This is a genomic window from Paenibacillus brasilensis, from assembly GCF_009363115.1.
Taxonomy (GTDB): domain Bacteria; phylum Bacillota; class Bacilli; order Paenibacillales; family Paenibacillaceae; genus Paenibacillus; species Paenibacillus brasilensis.
The window spans coordinates 4,531,114-4,548,431 of record NZ_CP045298.1 but is presented as its reverse complement, the minus strand read 5'-3'; the positions used below and the strand labels follow the sequence as shown (position 1 = coordinate 4,548,431).

At 47.8% G+C, this 17,318-nt stretch carries 12 protein-coding genes and 2 CRISPR repeat arrays; of the genes, 1 reads left to right on the top strand and 11 read right to left on the bottom strand.

What is annotated here, in order from left to right; all coding sequences use genetic code 11:
* Positions 1-163 precede the first annotated feature (163 nt).
* The 4 genes from GCU48_RS21630 to hrpB form a co-directional block, all read right to left on the bottom strand.
* A complete protein-coding gene (locus tag GCU48_RS21630; RefSeq protein WP_152381410.1) occupies positions 164-1,336 on the bottom strand; it encodes an acyltransferase in 1,173 nt (390 codons plus the stop codon).
* Between the two features lie 206 nt (positions 1,337-1,542).
* On the bottom strand, positions 1,543-1,692 hold the full coding sequence (locus GCU48_RS28245) for a hypothetical protein (RefSeq protein ID WP_244315819.1): 150 nt from the start codon (positions 1,690-1,692) through the stop codon (positions 1,543-1,545).
* Positions 1,693-1,735: 43 nt separating this feature from the next.
* Entirely contained in the window at positions 1,736-1,897 is a 162-nt protein-coding gene (locus GCU48_RS28240; protein WP_244315817.1) for a general stress protein, read from the bottom strand.
* Positions 1,898-2,144: 247 nt separating this feature from the next.
* Positions 2,145-4,673, bottom strand: coding sequence for an ATP-dependent helicase HrpB (hrpB, locus tag GCU48_RS21620; protein WP_152382223.1), 2,529 nt, complete (start codon positions 4,671-4,673; stop codon positions 2,145-2,147).
* Positions 4,674-4,971: 298 nt separating this feature from the next.
* On the opposite strand from hrpB, the gene gluQRS reads away from it, so the two are divergent.
* Positions 4,972-5,967 (top strand): tRNA glutamyl-Q(34) synthetase GluQRS, encoded by a 996-nt coding sequence (gene gluQRS / locus GCU48_RS21615; RefSeq protein ID WP_152381409.1) that lies wholly within the window; start codon positions 4,972-4,974, stop codon positions 5,965-5,967.
* Between the two features lie 64 nt (positions 5,968-6,031).
* Here gluQRS and GCU48_RS21610 read toward each other — a convergent pair whose 3' ends face one another.
* From GCU48_RS21610 to GCU48_RS21580, 7 genes are all read right to left on the bottom strand, one after another.
* Positions 6,032-6,406: a DnaJ family domain-containing protein gene (locus GCU48_RS21610; RefSeq protein ID WP_152381408.1), complete on the bottom strand. Its 375-nt coding sequence runs from the start codon at positions 6,404-6,406 to the stop codon at positions 6,032-6,034.
* Between the two features lie 123 nt (positions 6,407-6,529).
* Positions 6,530-6,724, bottom strand: a complete 195-nt coding sequence (locus GCU48_RS21605; RefSeq protein WP_152381407.1) for an XRE family transcriptional regulator — start codon at positions 6,722-6,724, stop codon at positions 6,530-6,532.
* Between the two features lie 110 nt (positions 6,725-6,834).
* A complete protein-coding gene (locus GCU48_RS21600; RefSeq protein ID WP_152381406.1) occupies positions 6,835-7,002 on the bottom strand; it encodes an aspartyl-phosphate phosphatase Spo0E family protein in 168 nt (55 codons plus the stop codon).
* A 383-nt stretch (positions 7,003-7,385) separates the two neighbouring features.
* On the bottom strand, positions 7,386-8,780 hold the full coding sequence (locus GCU48_RS21595; protein ID WP_152381405.1) for a helix-turn-helix domain-containing protein: 1,395 nt from the start codon (positions 8,778-8,780) through the stop codon (positions 7,386-7,388).
* Positions 8,781-9,256: 476 nt separating this feature from the next.
* A CRISPR array of direct repeats spans positions 9,257-10,969; the repeat unit is 32 nt.
* Positions 10,970-11,258: 289 nt separating this feature from the next.
* Positions 11,259-12,830: a CRISPR direct-repeat array (repeat unit 32 nt; unit sequence ATTTCAATCCACGCACTCATATAGAGTGCGAC).
* Between the two features lie 495 nt (positions 12,831-13,325).
* A complete protein-coding gene (locus tag GCU48_RS21590; RefSeq protein ID WP_152381404.1) occupies positions 13,326-14,516 on the bottom strand; it encodes an aminotransferase class I/II-fold pyridoxal phosphate-dependent enzyme in 1,191 nt (396 codons plus the stop codon).
* 1 nt (position 14,517) lies between these two features.
* Entirely contained in the window at positions 14,518-15,447 is a 930-nt protein-coding gene (locus GCU48_RS21585; RefSeq protein WP_152382222.1) for a D-alanine--D-alanine ligase, read from the bottom strand.
* 109 nt (positions 15,448-15,556) lie between these two features.
* Positions 15,557-17,041 carry an aminotransferase-like domain-containing protein gene (locus GCU48_RS21580; protein WP_152381403.1) on the bottom strand — a complete coding sequence of 495 codons (1,485 nt, stop codon included), beginning with the start codon at positions 17,039-17,041 and terminating at the stop codon, positions 15,557-15,559.
* Positions 17,042-17,318 lie beyond the last annotated feature (277 nt).

Genomic DNA, 17,318 nt, shown 5'->3' with positions numbered 1-17,318 from the left:
CATATAATGAAATTATATAATTAAATCTTAAAAATAAGTTCCTTCTCTGATTTCAATCTTGGGATGGACCACTTTATTTTTTCGTTTTTAAATGTAAAAATCTCGCCGTGGATTTAAGCAGCATCCACAGCGAGATCATTAGAAGCGTGAGAAACCCGCAAGCTCAGGCTTGCTTTTGCAAGGTTGATGAACCTCCGGCCCGGCGAGGACGAACCCTCAGCCCCACAATCCATTTGCCTAGAGGCATACGAGCCAGCAGCCATGTTCCGGCAATGGAAAAGACCACACAGAGCACGAACGAGGCCAGCGTACGAAGCACGTGGCTCCAGTCTGCAAACAGCGTTTCGTCAAAATAGTAGGTTACACGCAGCATAAAGGCATGCATCAAATACGCTCCGTAGGACAACGTTCCGATGGCCGTCAGCATACTCGCCACTTGTCCACCCTTATGGGCAATCCACACAGCTACCCGATAAGCCACAAAAATAGACACAACACAAAATACAGCCATAATTGGACGCAGCAGGGACAAGTAATTAAAGGAAAGCACCGTACCTCGCGGCGTCTGGAACAGATCGGTCATCTCATACAGCAAATATCCTGTAAGCACGCAAAACAGTGGCCAGTAGATCATCTGCGCCTTGGTTACCCAGTCATTCCAGCGTTGGACGTTCATCCCGGCTGCCGCTCCTAGCACAAAATAAAAGAAAAAGTAGATCACATTCCGGTCAGCATATAGGGTAAACCAAGAGGTAATGACCGGGAGCTGGAGCTTGTCCATTGCGTGGTATACAGGCCCAACTGCGAACATGAGCAAAAAATATAATACGCCCACTCCAGCCAATGCAGCGGGGTGCCATCGTGACGGCAGCAGCGCAGACAAGCGGCGCACTACATACCGAAACACAGGAAATAACACATAGCATTGGATAATCATAACGATGTACCACAGATGATAGCTGCTTTTTCCGTTCAAAAGCTTCTGTAAAAAATCCAGCGGGTGAATAGTTCCTCCACTTTGGACAAGCTGATTTCCCAATTCGTATAAAAGAGACCATATGATATAAGGCACGATGATGTCCATGAATCTTTTACGTAAAAACGTTCCATACTTGAAGGCTCCATCATAATTGTAAAACAACACCATCCCGGTGATAAATACAAACACGGGCACTGCGAATTTGGAACACAGCAGTAAAAGTGTCATCAAAACCCCGTCCTGGATGCGCGCCCCCTGCGCAACCGCATAATGTGCGACGGAATGCTGAAGAACAACGGCGACAAAAGCCAGTCCTCTCAGCAAAGCAACTTCGGAAATTCTCTCTTTTTGACTCATGTCACTCTCCTGTTATGTCTAGCAAAGTATAAATCTATTATAACGACAATTCTGTAAAAATACATAGAAGGATAAACGTGTTAGCGGCAGATCAAGTCCGATTCTTCAACACGTATTTACTTATAAGAAAAGCAGCCTTCCCGCTTGGGAAGACCGCTGCTCGTTAAACCTATTAGATGTAAGATGAATAATCTCTACAAAATAGCCTACAGATTCCTTCTGGTATCTGTATATGCATCTGTGCGGGTATCCGTCACCGGACCATCAACTGTTTCGTAACGATCCGCATTCAGGGAACGGTTGGTACGGAAAATATCATAGACATTTCTGCGATGCTCAGTGGAATCTACCAGCACTAAAATCTTGCCCTGATCGACGTAGGTCTCGTATTGCTGTGCATCATCTCGTCCTCAGATCTTCACGGTCACGGGTGATGACAGAAATCTCACTGCTCGGGATACCTCTTGCCTGCAATTGTCCAATCGCCCGAGACGCCTCCTGCTCTGTATCAAAAACACCGACAATTTTCTTTTCGTTATAATCGTTTAAGTTATTCGCCATGATAGTTACCTCCCAAGATTTTGGTGTTGAGTGGTTCGTCCTTCATTACCCCGCTATTCTGACGTTTAAACGATTTTTCCGAAAATTTAAAATGCTTTAGCCTTTAAATTAAACCATTCTATACAAGTTACATATGGAGCCCCTACGTAGTCAGATGGTACTTCCCATCGCTTGTACAGCACCATACTACCTGCTCCGTTTTGATGTAATTTTTGAGTTTAGCGTTGATGGGACAAGCAGCTGCTGTTCAACGCTTTGGCTTGGCTCGGCTGGTCGGCACGGCTTCCAACGGATCATCCGGCCAATAATGCTTGGGATATCGACCTTTCAGGTCCTTTTTGACTTCAAAATATGCCTCGCTCCAGAAGCTGGAGAGGTCGGAGGTCACCTGCACAGGACGCTGAGCAGGTGACAGCAGATGCAGCACGAGCGGCACACGTCCGCGACCAATCCGCGGTGTTTCCCTCATGCCGAACAGCTCTTGCAGCCGCACTGCCAGCGCAGGTGCCTCGGGATTCGAATAATCGACAGGAATACGGGAACCACTGGGTACACGTATATGCGTCGGTGCTTCCTGCTCAAGCTGCTGCCGTTGTTCCCAATTCAGCCTGCCGAGCAGCAATTCGCTACCATCCAGTCGTTGCAGGTCAGACATATTTTTGGCTCCAAGCGCGAAAGGCAGCAGCCACGATTCCAGTGAATCCAGCAGCGCGGATTCCGAGCTGTCCGGCCAATCCTCGGGTGCCGAGAAGTGCATAAAAATCAAACGCGCCTGCAACTGAAGGGTTTGTCGATTCCAGGACAACAGCTTTAGACCACGTTCACGGACGCCCTGCATCAAGGCGGCAGCTATTTCCTCTGCCGGAGGCCGCTCGTAGGACGTTTCCTTTACAACGAGTGAGCCAAGCTGTAACACCTTGCGGGCTCTCACGGCTGAGGCTGAATTATCCCAGTATACGTTGGCTTTTTCCAGCAGCAGTTCACCACAATGCTCGATCAGTTCTTGCAGCTCAACCGGTGCCGCCAGCTGAATGACACCGTCTGCTCCCTCGTCGTCCACTTCGGCGGCGACGAGATAGGATGAGCGCGACATCCATTCCACTTGTCGGAGTCGCGCGCCCCGGCCGCCGCTGAGCAAAAAGCGGCCGTCCCCCCGGCCTTGCGCGATCCGATCCGGATACGCAAAGGCCAGCAGCAGCCCGCAGGATGCGGAGCCGTCAGGCTCGTCCTGCGCTGCGGCTGCTGTCGGCAGCGTGGCTAATAGCTGCCTGCTTTCCTGCACGATACGGCGAATGACCGTATCGTCTGCCGTCCGCAGCAGACTGTGCGTGCTGCGGGCATGAGCTGCCTCGCGCAGGGCATCCAGCCGCGGGCGCAAATCCGTTCCGCCATGGGCGCGGAACGGGTCGCGTTCTTGCAGCAGCGCAGCCAGACGGCTGGCGGCTGGCGCCAGACCGAGGGCGGCCGCGCGCAGCAGCATGTGCCCGAGGCGCGGATGCACGCCCAGGGCGGATACCTCGCGTCCATGCGCGGTAATGCCGCCTGCGCCGCCGTCGGCTGCGGTATGCAGGCAACCGAGCTGGCGCAGCAGACCCGTGGCCTGGCGGTACGCCGCCTCAGGCGGGGTATCCAGCCAGGCCAGCTCGGCAGGCTCGCGCACGCCCCAGGCGGCCAGCTCCAGCGCGAGCGGAGCCAGATCTGCCGCCGCGATTTCCGGGCGGCTCGCATCCGGGAGCGCGGCGTGCTCCTGCGCGCTCCACAGCCGGTAGCATACGCCCGGCTGAAGTCTGCCCGCCCGACCACGGCGCTGGTCGGCAGAGGCTTTGGACACCTTGACGGTGGTCAGACGGCTCATGCCGGTTCGCGCGGAAAACACCGATTCCCGCGACAATCCGCTGTCTATTACCACCGTAATCCCGGCGATCGTCAGACTGGACTCGGCTATCGAGGTTGCCAAAACGACTTTGCGGCTGCCCAAAGACGACGGGCGTATCGCCTCATCCTGCTGCTCCAGCTTCATACTGCCATACAGCGGAATCACCTTGACATGTACAGGCAAATTCCTCGAAGCCAGCTCACGCTCCGTGCGATGAATCTCCCTCGCCCCGGGCAGGAATACCAGCAGATCCCCTTCATGCGCATGCAGCGCTTTTTCCACGGTTTCTGCTGTAAAATCTTCTAATATAGCCGATGCAGGCTTGGACCTATAAAAAGTCTCTACCGGAAATACCGTGCCTGGACATTCCAGCAATGGGGCATCTCCCAGCAGACCACAGACCGGCTCGGCCTCCAATGTGGCAGACATAATTAATATTTTTAAATCCGGGCGCAGCAATGCCTGACTTTGCAGAGCAAGCGCCAATCCTAAATCTGCATGCAGGCTGCGTTCATGAAACTCATCAAAAATAATCAGGCCCACTCCCTCCAAAGCCTGATCATGCTGCAGCATCCGGGTCAGTACGCCCTCAGTAACCACTTCAATCCGCGTGCTTGGCCCTACTTTTGTATCCATACGAACCCGGTAACCCACTGTCTTTCCGGTGGGCTCGCCCAGCGCTTTCGCCATCTGCGCCGCTGCTGCACGTGCTGCCAAACGCCTCGGCTCCAGCATGATCATCTTTTGTCCTGCCAGCCACGGCTCATGCAGCAGCTCCAGCGGTGTAACCGTCGTTTTCCCTGCTCCTGGCTGTGCAATCAGTACAGCCGCCGGCTGAGATTGCAGGGTATTTTTAAGCTCAGGTATAACTTGTATGATAGGCAGTTGTTTATCTGTCAAATGAAATTCTGTCAATTGAAATCTCTCCAATGATACGCGAAATGCGTAGAATCTGGGTTTTGCTTCTTTTATTATTGTGAATTTTTCATCACCTGTAATTATTATGGTAGGATATCATTCTCCATCTATTATACAGATATTTAAATTTTCCGTCTGGCTATCGCAGGTATGCCAAGCCGTATGCAAGCTCCCGATGTCAGCTTCGTGACCTGTCGGGATGCACTCGCTGCAGGATCGTTTTATAATAGGGTTTATATGGATTGTAAAGGACGGAATATAGAAACGAGGTAACTTTCGTATGGAATTACAGGCCCAACCCATCAGAGGACGCTTTGCCCCAACCCCATCGGGATGGATACACTTGGGAAACGCCCGCACTGCGTTATTATCTTGGCTGCATGTTCGTTCTCTGGGCGGAACCTATGTTTTACGTATGGAGGATATTGATATGACTCGGGCTCGCAGCCCATTGGCCCAAGGAATTATGGAGGATTTGCGCTGGATCGGGCTGGAATGGGATGAAGGACCAGACGTAGGCGGTTCCTACGGTCCCTATACCCAAAGCCAACGGCTGGAACGCTTCCAAGCTGCATTAGAGAAACTACAGGGGCAGGATTTGCTGTACCCTTGCTTTTGCAGCCGGGCGGATATTGTGGCTGCCGCCAGTGCTCCACATGGACTGTCTGGTGAAGGACCAGCCTATTCGGGGACGTGTCGCAGTCTTAGCCCTCAGGAAGCAGAGGCCAAATCACAACATAAACTCCCTTCCCTTCGCTTCAAAGTGCCGCAAAATCAGGATTCCGTGATTTCATTTCAGGATCAGGTAGCAGGCAATGTGACCTTCGGCGCGGCGGAGGGGGGCGATTTTATCGTCAAACGGGCAGACGGCATGTTTTCTTATCAGCTTGCCGTCGTTGTCGATGATGCGGATATGCATATTACCGATGTACTGCGCGGGTATGATCTTCTCGATTCGACCCCCCGTCAGCTTTTGCTATACCAAGCCCTGGGCTTGCAGCCGCCGCGCTTCGCACACGTCCCCCTCGTCTTGGGGCCTGATGGACGGCGGCTCGCCAAACGACACGGCGGAGTAGCACTTCGAGCCATGCGTCGGCAAGGAATCACACCGGAAGCAGTCATTGGCTGGCTCGCCTATTTTTCCGGGCTGCTGGATTCGCCTGAGCCTGTGAAGGCTGTGGATTTAATTGATGGCTTTCATTTGGACAAGCTACCCAATCAGCCTGTCATCCTGACGAAGCAATTCCTCAGAAGGCTGTCTGAGCTGCAACGTTAATGAGGTGAAGCGTGGAAATTAAAGTATACGGGCAAGGGCATTCCGCCCTCTGCTCCTTTCGCTTCTATTCCCCCAGCCGCTTACGCACAGCCGACTCATATTCATAAAATACAGACGACGTATTCAGACCTCTTTCCTCCAGCAGCATGCGGAGACGAAGTGATTTTTCAGTCAGCCTGCGACTGATCCGCTGTTGCTCTCCTGCCTCATGGCAAGCGTGAAGCAGATCACGTAGCTGGACACATTCCTTTTGCAGCTGAAGTTCCTCTGGTAAAATGCCCGCATTTTTCAACAGCTTGTACGACATCCGCAGCTCCTCTGGAACATGTGATAAATCCTCGATCACCAGTGGCTTGCCCGCTCCCGGCAAATGATCAAACTCACCTTTCGCCATCGCCTCGGCAATCTTCTGCTCTGCCATTCTGGAGAACATTCCCATCGATCCTATCCACTCCTTGTATAAGCATCCTATGTACAATCTATTTTAAATAAACAAGGGGTCCATTACCACTGTAGCCTACATATTATGAGGATGTTCTGCGTCCATGGAGAGAAAAGAGGATTATTCTTCAATGCCAAGTAGCGTAGATACTTGTTTTCTATATTTTTTGGCCTTACGTGTTCCGTGAATGAGATTGGACAAGCGGCTAGCAGGAACACGATAGGTGTCACAAAAAGTTCTCTGATCCATTTGAATTTCGACTAGCCTTTGTTTGATTTTCCAGCCAAAAGGGGTTACAGGATTTCGTTTGTTCATCAACGTTACCACCTCTTCATAGTATAGGAGTTAGAACTTTTTTTGGAGTTCGGGTTTAGAGATTAGGTTTCGCTTTCTGCCTTCAGCAGCACGTTATGCACACACATTAGCTAAGATTTCATTTTGCAGGTTTGGTATTGATTCAATAGTTCATCCAGTTTCATGGATTGTTCAATCACTTTGGGATGCGTTAAAAATCCGTATTTCTTCTGGACTTGGTACAGTCTTTTTCTGGCCCGTTCGACACGAAGTAAAGTCACACCTGTATTCATCAGCATGATCCCCCCTTCTGTGTCATATCCTAATATAAAACGTAAACTTTTGGATTTTCCGAGAATTTGCTCGACAAAAAAATGCTTCTGGAGCATTCCAGAGGCACTTTTTGACGTTTTATGTTTAATTTCGATAGTGCTAGGTTGCTCAGAGTCAACTTTCAACCAACAATATCCGCCATCCGTAAGGTTGCGAGCTTATTGGTTAGCCTTCTGTTTAATAACCTTCATGTTGGTCAAGAAGCTAAATACTATGGTAGTAGTTAAGGTTCACGATAAACAAAAAGCTAGCTACGACTATTAAAAGAATCATTTTCATTGTCTAACCATACGTTTAAAAATACCTATATAGAGGGCATGGAATCTAGCACTAAAAAAGTTAGATGACATTAATAATAAAATAATCTTTCTCTTTGCCCTTTACTAGCTAAACTTTCATACTTTGCAAAAGATCTAACGTCCGCAAATTGTTTGAATTGCTCAAATAATCTTATGCATCTAATGAAAAAGGACTCTTTGTTATTGGCTAATGATTTAGATAGAACATCTAACAGGTAGTTGAAACCATATGAGTAGTTGCCACTATTCAAGTAGTATTTAGCAAGTTCATATTTAAAACGTGTTGTTTGCTCCGGTACTACTTGATAAGTGTACATATTAACTGGTTGTTGCTGAATAATAGACCCAATCTCTATTTCAAAATGCTGGAGTATGTCATTCACATCAACCTGATATCGGTTAGCTGCCATCATAATGTTCAGCAGTTGAGTAACCCTATCTTCTTCGGTTGTTTTTGATGATACACTAATATATTCAACATAATCGTGCAGCACACTTATATCACCGGACAGGAGTTTATTTACATACGTATTTCCCTTTGCCCAATACTTGAACATGTTGACCCAGTGTTGAGTACTCTCATCCTTCTCTATGACCCAATCCAAATTAGCGTAGGCGTATGTATATTGTAAAGCTTGTTGATAATCGCCTTGGGCTTCACAGACACTTGCACACAGTAAATCAGAATAGGTGATGTACACAAACATAGGTCGACTCAGCCTCTTATCAAGTTCCGCCCCTTTTGGTTTCTTCTGTTGATGCTTCAATGTATATTGAATTTTTGCTTTCTCCCTCATTTTTCTCGCCGTTTCATCCAACCTGTCCCATTTACGCAGGGACCTATACACGTTAGCCAAATCCTTTAATGCATCAAGCTGATCTATTTCATCCAGACGTTCGACAAAGGGCTCAAACAGCGTAGCTGCCTTAAGATTGTGGCTTTGATCGTCTCCAACCTGAATCGTGAATATACGATATTGGCACATTGCCAACCGTTCCGAATGCTGGTATTTTTCCACTTCTGCCACATTCTCATAGAGTGGCAGTGCGGCAGCACGTCGTCCCTGTGCAAATAATGTTTCTGCAATTTCAAATAGTCTAGGAGAGTACATAAGCTTGTCCATGATATGTCCAACCATTCGACGGATCGCATCCAGCTTATCAAGCTCCGCACAACGATACAACAATGGTTCAATTCGTCTCATGTTAGGGGGGATGTTAATGATGTAGTTTTCTATGTATAAATCGTAAAAATAGCCTTCCGGTAAACCCATAGCCACAGTGATTCGGTCAAGCTGCTGTACGGAAACAGGACGATGCTGAGTAACCCAATTACTAAGCGTTCTTTGATGAACACCTGAATATTCCGCAAATTGAGCCAATGTCATGTCATTTTGTGTTAGATAAGCTTCAAACTCCGCCGAAATCGTAGGTGTATGCTTCAAGTCATAACCACCCTTCACATAAAAATCCCATTATTTTAAAAAACATACTTTATTCTTCTCCAAAATTAACCATCTGTCAATATATTATGCAACTAATGTTTGTAATAAATAAATTGCATAACTCACACATAAGGAGAGATTGTGGAACGAGTAGCAAAAGTAGAATTGGATTGCCTAAATAAAAGATTTCACAATGTTGACATGACTATTTCATTTCTCCATATACATTACCACCAGTAAATGATGTAGAGGTTGCAGGTAGTAATTCTATGACCTTTTTAATTTAATGAAAAATCCCCTGATTTTGATCAATCAAGGGATGCATAAGTTCATTTCTCTCGCTTTGATAATACGAAGTTGATTATTTCTCCAGTCACAATTCCTACCAAAATTGCATAGATACCCATAGCACTCATCTTATATCCCAAAGCGTAAAATAACCCTATGGACGGTAAGTCTACGGGATCTGATAGTCAATTTCAATCCACGCACTCACATGGAGTGCGACTTAGTCTTTCCTCCCAACTTTTGTGTTATATTTGGAATTTCAATCCACGCACTCACATGGAGTGCGACGCGACTCCGTTAAATATTCTCTTAATTATTCCGGTGCAGAATTTCAATCCACGCACTCACATGGAGTGCGACTTCGTCCGTTTAACTGCTAATGCACCTGCAGCAGTTATTTCAATCCACGCACTCACATGGAGTGCGACTGTTCCAGGTATCCTATCGCCTGCATCTGGCGTGGTATTTCAATCCACGCACTCACATGGAGTGCGACCTGCATATGTCATGGTATTGACCGGATTCATGGTCAATTTCAATCCACGCACTCACATGGAGTGCGACGCTCGATTCGCTCGTCGTACACTGGGACACCCGTTTATTTCAATCCACGCACTCACATGGAGTGCGACATGGGACAGCACAAAATATAACCAACCAGAATTTATTTCAATCCACGCACTCACATGGAGTGCGACTTGCTCGATGCTGCCACAGCATCCGGATAACATATGGATTTCAATCCACGCACTCACATGGAGTGCGACAGTAAACTCAGGTATTTCCGGCATCTCGTAAAAATTTCAATCCACGCACTCACATGGAGTGCGACTTATTCGGGGTCAATGTCCGCAGTGTGGGAAGTAATTTCAATCCACGCACTCACATGGAGTGCGACTGCAAAAGGGCTTACTGAGCTTCAGCATGGGAGCAGATTTCAATCCACGCACTCACATGGAGTGCGACGTTGCTTGCGTACCTCCGCGATGGTCAGCAATCCAATTTCAATCCACGCACTCACATGGAGTGCGACTGCGCTTGGCATGATTATGCTGATAGCACTCATATTTCAATCCACGCACTCACATGGAGTGCGACATATCAAAAAAGTGCAAATTTTTAGAGATACATATTTCAATCCACGCACTCACATGGAGTGCGACTTGCTTGGCGGCAGTTACATGCAAGTTGGTATCAATTTCAATCCACGCACTCACATGGAGTGCGACGAAAACGATCGGAAGGCTAAGGACGGTAAGGGAGAGATTTCAATCCACGCACTCACATGGAGTGCGACCTGATTGAGAGGGTAGAACTAAGCGAGGTGAGGATTATTTCAATCCACGCACTCACATGGAGTGCGACTTGAATGAAAGCATCTCGGACAGCGACTTCCTTGAAATTTCAATCCACGCACTCACATGGAGTGCGACACAAGCTGGGACTTTTGGCAGTATAGCGATGGGGAATTTCAATCCACGCACTCACATGGAGTGCGACGAGAATTTACGCCCTGCGGTTACGCCGAAATATTTCAATCCACGCACTCACATGGAGTGCGACGAAATGATTTCTTAGATTAAATTTAAATTAAACTAAATTTCAATCCACGCACTCACATGGAGTGCGACCCTGACATGCTCAGCTCAGGAGAGGTTGATTTAAATTTCAATCCACGCACTCACATGGAGTGCGACGCGATATTTGTAGGTCGTTAGCCGATGATCCGTTTCGTATTTCAATCCACGCACTCACATGGAGTGCGACGATGGCTCCCATCTCATAGCCGTGCACACCCACATACATTTCAATCCACGCACTCACATGGAGTGCGACTTCATTCGATTGTATAAAATCGTATAAAGGTTTATTTCAATCCACGCACTCACATGGAGTGCGACAGCGAAAATGCAGCAATTCATACCCTAATGATATCAATCCCACAACATAATCGCAAAAAATGATTCCAAATAAGCTTGGATCAGCTATTGACTTTTACGGATAAATAGCAAATTTAATATTTTTCGACATTTTTCGAGGTGCGAAGAACCTGGGGTTTTTATGTGAGCTTCACATTCGCACCTTATAAAATAAGTAAGCTTTCCATAAAAACACAGGCTGTCTTCCAATCCACACACTCCATACAGAGTACGACAGGCCGATTATAAAATGTGACTTGTGATTGCCAAAAATTTCAATCCACGTACTCATATAGAGTGCGACGACTCTGCAAGTTGTCGCCATACCACAATAGGAATAATTTCAATCCACGCACTCATATAGAGTGCGACGCTGAAGACGAGCATGAAGGAGTCAGTGTTAATATTTCAATCCACGCACTCATATAGAGTGCGACTGTTTCTGGGTACTTGGCTGCTGGAAACTCCAATTATTTCAATCCACGCACTCATATAGAGTGCGACGATATTTGCTTCAGTTTCTCCGCTGATTGCAGTACAATTTCAATCCACGCACCCATATAGAGTGCGACTAAGTTTACTCATGACGGCACAAATTGGATAACAGATTTCAATCCACGCACCCATATAGAGTGCGACCCTCAACCAGTTTGCAGAGCCTGCAACAGCTGGAATTTCAATCCACGCACCCATATAGAGTGCGACTTAAAGCGTGCTTCATCCGACAATGTTTGTGCGATTTCAATCCACGCACCCATATAGAGTGCGACGTTATAGCTTAGCAATATTGCGTGTTCTTCCATTAAGTATTTCAATCCACGCACCCATATAGAGTGCGACGAGTAAATCACTTCGGACGGACATAGCCAACTGGAAATTTCAATCCACGCACCCATATAGAGTGCGACGTGGACGAGGCAAACCTTATTATAGATCGTCTTCGGATTTCAATCCACGCACCCATATAGAGTGCGACGACAATTTCGAGTACCTTTCGCGCGGCCTAAAGATTTCAATCCACGCACCCATATAGAGTGCGACCTGCACATTGTCCTCATAATGGGGAATCGTTGTGATTTCAATCCACGCACCCATATAGAGTGCGACCTCACTCGCCAAAGTTTCTCGGGACTTAGGATTAATTTCAATCCACGCACCCATATAGAGTGCGACGTACGCCGCTTGAACACCAAGCATAGTTTTTATATTTCAATCCACGCACCCATATAGAGTGCGACCAGACCTAATGGTTTCATCGGATGGCGATCTAATGATTTCAATCCACGCACCCATATAGAGTGCGACGCGGCGTTTCTCCGGGTTGTCCGGGTCCGGGAAATAGTATTTCAATCCACGCACCCATATAGAGTGCGACAAGGATCAGGCCGAGAAAACGTCGGCCCGTGTGCAAATTTCAATCCACGCACCCATATAGAGTGCGACTTTAGCTTTATGATAGGCTGGTTATCGTATCTCAAATTTCAATCCACGCACCCATATAGAGTGCGACTTCACTGGTGGAGTCGACGAGAAATTATACGAGATTTCAATCCACGCACCCATATAGAGTGCGACGTACTGGCTCGATCTCAAAATGAGCTAAGTACGTTATTTCAATCCACGCACCCATATAGAGTGCGACTTATCGTAGGGATCGCAGACCACACGTTTACTGGTATTTCAATCCACGCACCCATATAGAGTGCGACTGAAACCTGACACTGAAAAAGCCATCTCTGCGGCATTTCAATCCACGCACCCATATAGAGTGCGACGACATGTAGATACCGATCCCGTCCCAAAAGGAAAATATTTCAATCCACGCACCCATATAGAGTGCGACCGCGAAAATGGGTCTAATCTCCCCTATTTAAGTAATATTCTAGCGTTATTTCAGCAAAAACGCATCTATTATTACCTCATCCCCTTGCGATCATTTACAACTTGTTCACATTCGACACGCTATCGACAAAATCTGAGGTGCGAATCCCCCGGGGAATTCATGTGAGCTTCACATTCGCACCTGAACAGATCGCTTTCAAAAAATTATTTTGCCATAGCAGCAGATACCTGCCTGAACTTATTTCAATTCTGCCAGTTCCACCACCTACGAAGAGACAGCGCACATTCAAATATATTTAATTCATCGATAGCGCATTTAAAAGCAGGGTCCCAGCAGTTAACACCTAGGCTGAACGTTCCGGCTTTGGATGTATATACATTCGGAAATATCCACTGCATTAATCAGAAAAATACTTATGTTTTCGAAAATCATAAAGGTATTTATAAAATATATTATGAAGACGTTCGGCAAAAGTTGAGTTATTAACCCTGTTCATCATACCGGCTGCATTACCTGCATAAACCTTCCCATCCGCCCCAGCGCCTTCTCCAAATCGACGAGCGAGGCTGCATATGAGCAGCGAATAAAGCCCTCTCCGCCTGATCCGAATACATGTCCCGGTACGAGCGCCACCTTCGCTTCTTTCAGCATTCGAAGTGCAAACTGCTCAGATGACATGCCAGTAGAAGTAATTGAAGGGAAGGCATAGAAAGCCCCCTCAGGCTCGTGACAGGCAAGCCCGATTGCATTCAAGCCGGCCACAAACAGCTTGCGGCGTTCATTGTAACTCGCCATCATCTCATCCTTGGCAGCCAAGCCATGACGCAATGATTCGAGCGCGGCAATCTGTGCAATGGTGGGCGCACACATGGCTGTGTACTGGTGGATTTTCAGCATGCCGGCAATCAGCTCACGCGGACCGCACGCATAGCCCACCCGCCAGCCTGTCATCGCAAATGCTTTGGAAAAACCGCTGATGACAATCGTACGCTCCTTCATGCCCGGCAAGGAAGCGATACTGACATGCTTTCTACCGTAAGTCAGCTCGGCATACACTTCATCCGAAATGACGACCAGATTATGTTGGATAATAAGCTCTGCAATCGGCAACCAATCCTGCTCCGTCATAACTGTTCCGGTCGGATTGCACGGATAATTGATCATTAAAGCCTTAGAATGAGGCGTAATTGCCGCTTGCAGCGCTTGCGGGGTCAGCTTGAACTGCTCCTCTGCCGTAGCCGCTACCTCTATAATTTTACCGCCATGCAGATGGGTAATTGGTTCATAGGCAATATAGCTTGGGGCCGGAATCAGCACCTCGTCACCCGGCTCTATTACTGCCCGCAGTGCCAGGTCGACGGCTTCACTGCTTCCCACCGTCACGATCATTTCCTGCTCGGGGTCATAAGAAAGCGCAAAGCTGCCGGAAAAATAAGCAGAGATCTCTTCACGCAGCTCCATTAAGCCGGCATTTGAAGTATATTTCGTCTGTCCTTCACGCAATGCCTGAATGCAAGCTTCACGTACCTTTTCCGGTGTAATGAAATCAGGCTCTCCGACCCCAAGGGCGATTATATCTCCTTCTCCGCCTGCTGCATTCAGATCAAAAAAAGCGCGAATTCCCGATGGCCGAATATCCCGTACACGCGAAGATACAAACCGCCCTATACCCTTTTCAATAAACATATTACGCCATCCCCCATTCCTGTTTCCGCTCATGAAGCGAGATGGCAATAATATGGTCCAGCAGTTGTGTAAAGGTTATACCCGCAGCTGCCGCACTCTTTGGAAGCAGGCTGTTGGCGGTCATTCCCGGTAATGTGTTCACTTCCAGCACGTAAGGCCTATCTTGACACAAAATCATATCGACCCTTGCATAGACCTTGCATTGCAGCAGTCGGTAGCTGGCCAGTGCCGCCTCGCGCACACGTTGCTCAATAACGGGAGGAAGCTCGATCACCTCCTCCTTAGCGCCACCGACCTCATATTTCGCTTTGTAGTCGAACCACTTCGAACGAGCGGAGCTAATACTAATAATCGGCAATACCTCGCCGTCTACGATCGAGCAGGTAATCTCCGTCCCTTTATAATAGGGCTCAATCAAGATCGCTTGATCCAAGCTGCAAGCCTCCTGTATAGCCGGTAGCAGATCCTTCTCATTCTGTACAAGCTGGATACCAATGCTTGATCCCCCCGTATTCGGCTTCACAATAACCGGGTAGCCCAAACGCTCCACCACCTGCGGATCATAATCGTCCATCCCCTGCCAGCAAAGACCTGCAGGCGTATGCACACCCGTTGCCTTCAGCAGCGTCTTGGACAACTGCTTATTCATGCATAAGCTGCTTGCCAAGACACCGCTGCCTGTATACGGAATGCCCAGTGTTTCCAGCGCTCCCTGCACCGTACCGTCCTCGCCATACTGACCATGCAGTGCCAGCAGCGCGATATCGATGCCTGCCTGCTGGACCTGCACGATTAAATCCGCTCGCTGCTCGATCACAATTGGAATCACTTCATAACGGCTGCGATCCAAATGATTGATCATCTCTTGACCTGTTTGCAGAGAAATCTCACGCTCAGAGGAAATACCACCCATAATAACGCCAATTTTCATCATGACACCTCATTTTTCTTCAAAATCATTATGTGGATACGGATTGTTCTTTCGATCGCTGGTACTTCTCCAGAACAATATTTCATCTCTATAGCTCTTTTCTTAATCCTTATGCCTTAGGAAAGCTACGCGCCTGTTTGCCGATTATTTGAATACCCCGTTCGATATTTTCGTCCGTTACTCGTGAAAAACCAAGCCGCAATGTATTCGTCCCTTCGCCTTCTTGAATAAAAAACCTGTCTCCCGGTGTAAAAATGACGCCCTGTTCTGTGCAATCTTCTAGCAGTTGGCGTGTATTCACGCCTGCCGGGAAGGTAAGGAACAAATGCAAGCCCCCGTCACCAGACACCTGCGTCTCAGGAAGATGTGCTTCACAGCATGCCTTTGTCAGCTCATACTTGCGCTTATACTCTGTACGTGCTTTTTTTACATGTTTATCGAAATTTCCATTAAGCATATACTGGTATAAAATCGATTGATCGATTGTTGAGGTATGAATGGTGCGCGCACGCTTAATGCTTTCCAGAGTATCAATCAGCGCTCGGTCCCCAAGTACCCAGCCTACTCGCAATCCAGGGAACAGCACCTTGGAGAAGCTGCCAATATAGATTACTCCGTTCCCATGCCCTGCTGACGCTATTAAGGGCGCAACATGCGCTCCCGAGTAGCGCAGCTCCTCATTGAATCCATCCTCGATTATCGGAATCTGATAGCGCGTCATTAATTTCATAACGGCGCTGCGCTTTGCCGGCGACATGACAATGCCTGTCGGATTGTGATAGGAAGGTGTCAAATAGGCCAGATCGAAGCTATTGGTCTGCAGTACCGCTTCTAGCCGCTCCACATCAATACCGTCACGCTCCATCGGAATACCGGTAATCTCAAATCCTTGCAGCTTCAAATTTTTGATCGCTGTGTAATGGGTCGGATTTTCACAAATTGCTGCTCCGCGGCGTCCAGAAGGGCGTAAAGCCGACAGCACAATGTCAAAGCCTTCTGTAAACCCGCCTGTAATCAGCATATCCTTGCCGCTTATATCGACGCCCTTGTTCTCCATATAATGCATCAGGTAATCAATCAGCGGCTTGTAGCCCTTGGCATAGCCGTAGTTGAGCAGCACCTGCCCTTCGATTGCCATCCGGTCCATAAAGGCTCGCCTTACATCCCCCAGATCAAACAGCTGCTCATCCGGAGCGATGCTTGTAAACGAGATAGTTCCTTTTTGGGCACGAATGCCCTGCTTCATCATATCCAAATCAACAGCCGATACAGCATACTCGTTCATTCTCATCTTCCAGTCGATCTCCCAGGTGGCAGAGCTATCAGACCCTCCGTTATCTACATCCGACTGGCCCATCATTGCGGCCACATAACTACCCTTTCCGGGAATCGCATACGTAAATCCGTCATCCTCCAAACCTTCATAGGCTGCAATGACTGTATTTCGGCTCACCTTAAGCAGAACGCTCATTTCTCGTGTGGAGGGCAGCTTCTGATCCGCCTGAAGCACCCCTTTTATAATTAAACGATTGACGTATTCTTTTACTTGTATCGAGACCGGACGGTCACTGACGAGCTTGAAATCCTGGAACATCCTTCATCGCCTCCCCCTATAATGATGGCATACAAGACGAGTGAAAAAAAAGAACCACCGTACTGGATTTTTCATCCTTCGGTGGTTCTTCCGCATTTTATCCTCTGTACGGTCTCATATCCTTGCCTTATTCCACCGCCTAACCAGCCGAGCAAAACTATATGCCGTAACGACCAACCGTGAATCCTGCCGCATCGTCAATTTGTCACATGGAGTGCGACTTAAAGGCCTTCAAATCTTCCACATGCTGGACAAATTTGAACTCATATAGAGTGCG

What these genes read in the sequence shown, in the direction of transcription:
- GCU48_RS21630 (WP_152381410.1), bottom strand. Translation starts at nt 1,336, where the DNA reads ATGAGTCAAAAAGAGAGAATTTCCGAAGTTGCTTTGCTGAGAGGACTG.
- GCU48_RS21590 (WP_152381404.1), bottom strand. Translation starts at nt 14,516, where the DNA reads ATGTTTATTGAAAAGGGTATAGGGCGGTTTGTATCTTCGCGTGTACGG.
- GCU48_RS21600 (WP_152381406.1), bottom strand. Translation starts at nt 7,002, where the DNA reads ATGCTGATGAATACAGGTGTGACTTTACTTCGTGTCGAACGGGCCAGA.
- GCU48_RS28240 (WP_244315817.1), bottom strand. Translation starts at nt 1,897, where the DNA reads ATGGCGAATAACTTAAACGATTATAACGAAAAGAAAATTGTCGGTGTT.
- GCU48_RS21585 (WP_152382222.1), bottom strand. Translation starts at nt 15,447, where the DNA reads ATGAAAATTGGCGTTATTATGGGTGGTATTTCCTCTGAGCGTGAGATT.
- GCU48_RS21580 (WP_152381403.1), bottom strand. Translation starts at nt 17,041, where the DNA reads ATGTTCCAGGATTTCAAGCTCGTCAGTGACCGTCCGGTCTCGATACAA.
- GCU48_RS21610 (WP_152381408.1), bottom strand. Translation starts at nt 6,406, where the DNA reads ATGGGAATGTTCTCCAGAATGGCAGAGCAGAAGATTGCCGAGGCGATG.
- gluQRS (WP_152381409.1), top strand. Translation starts at nt 4,972, where the DNA reads ATGGAATTACAGGCCCAACCCATCAGAGGACGCTTTGCCCCAACCCCA.
- GCU48_RS21605 (WP_152381407.1), bottom strand. Translation starts at nt 6,724, where the DNA reads ATGAACAAACGAAATCCTGTAACCCCTTTTGGCTGGAAAATCAAACAA.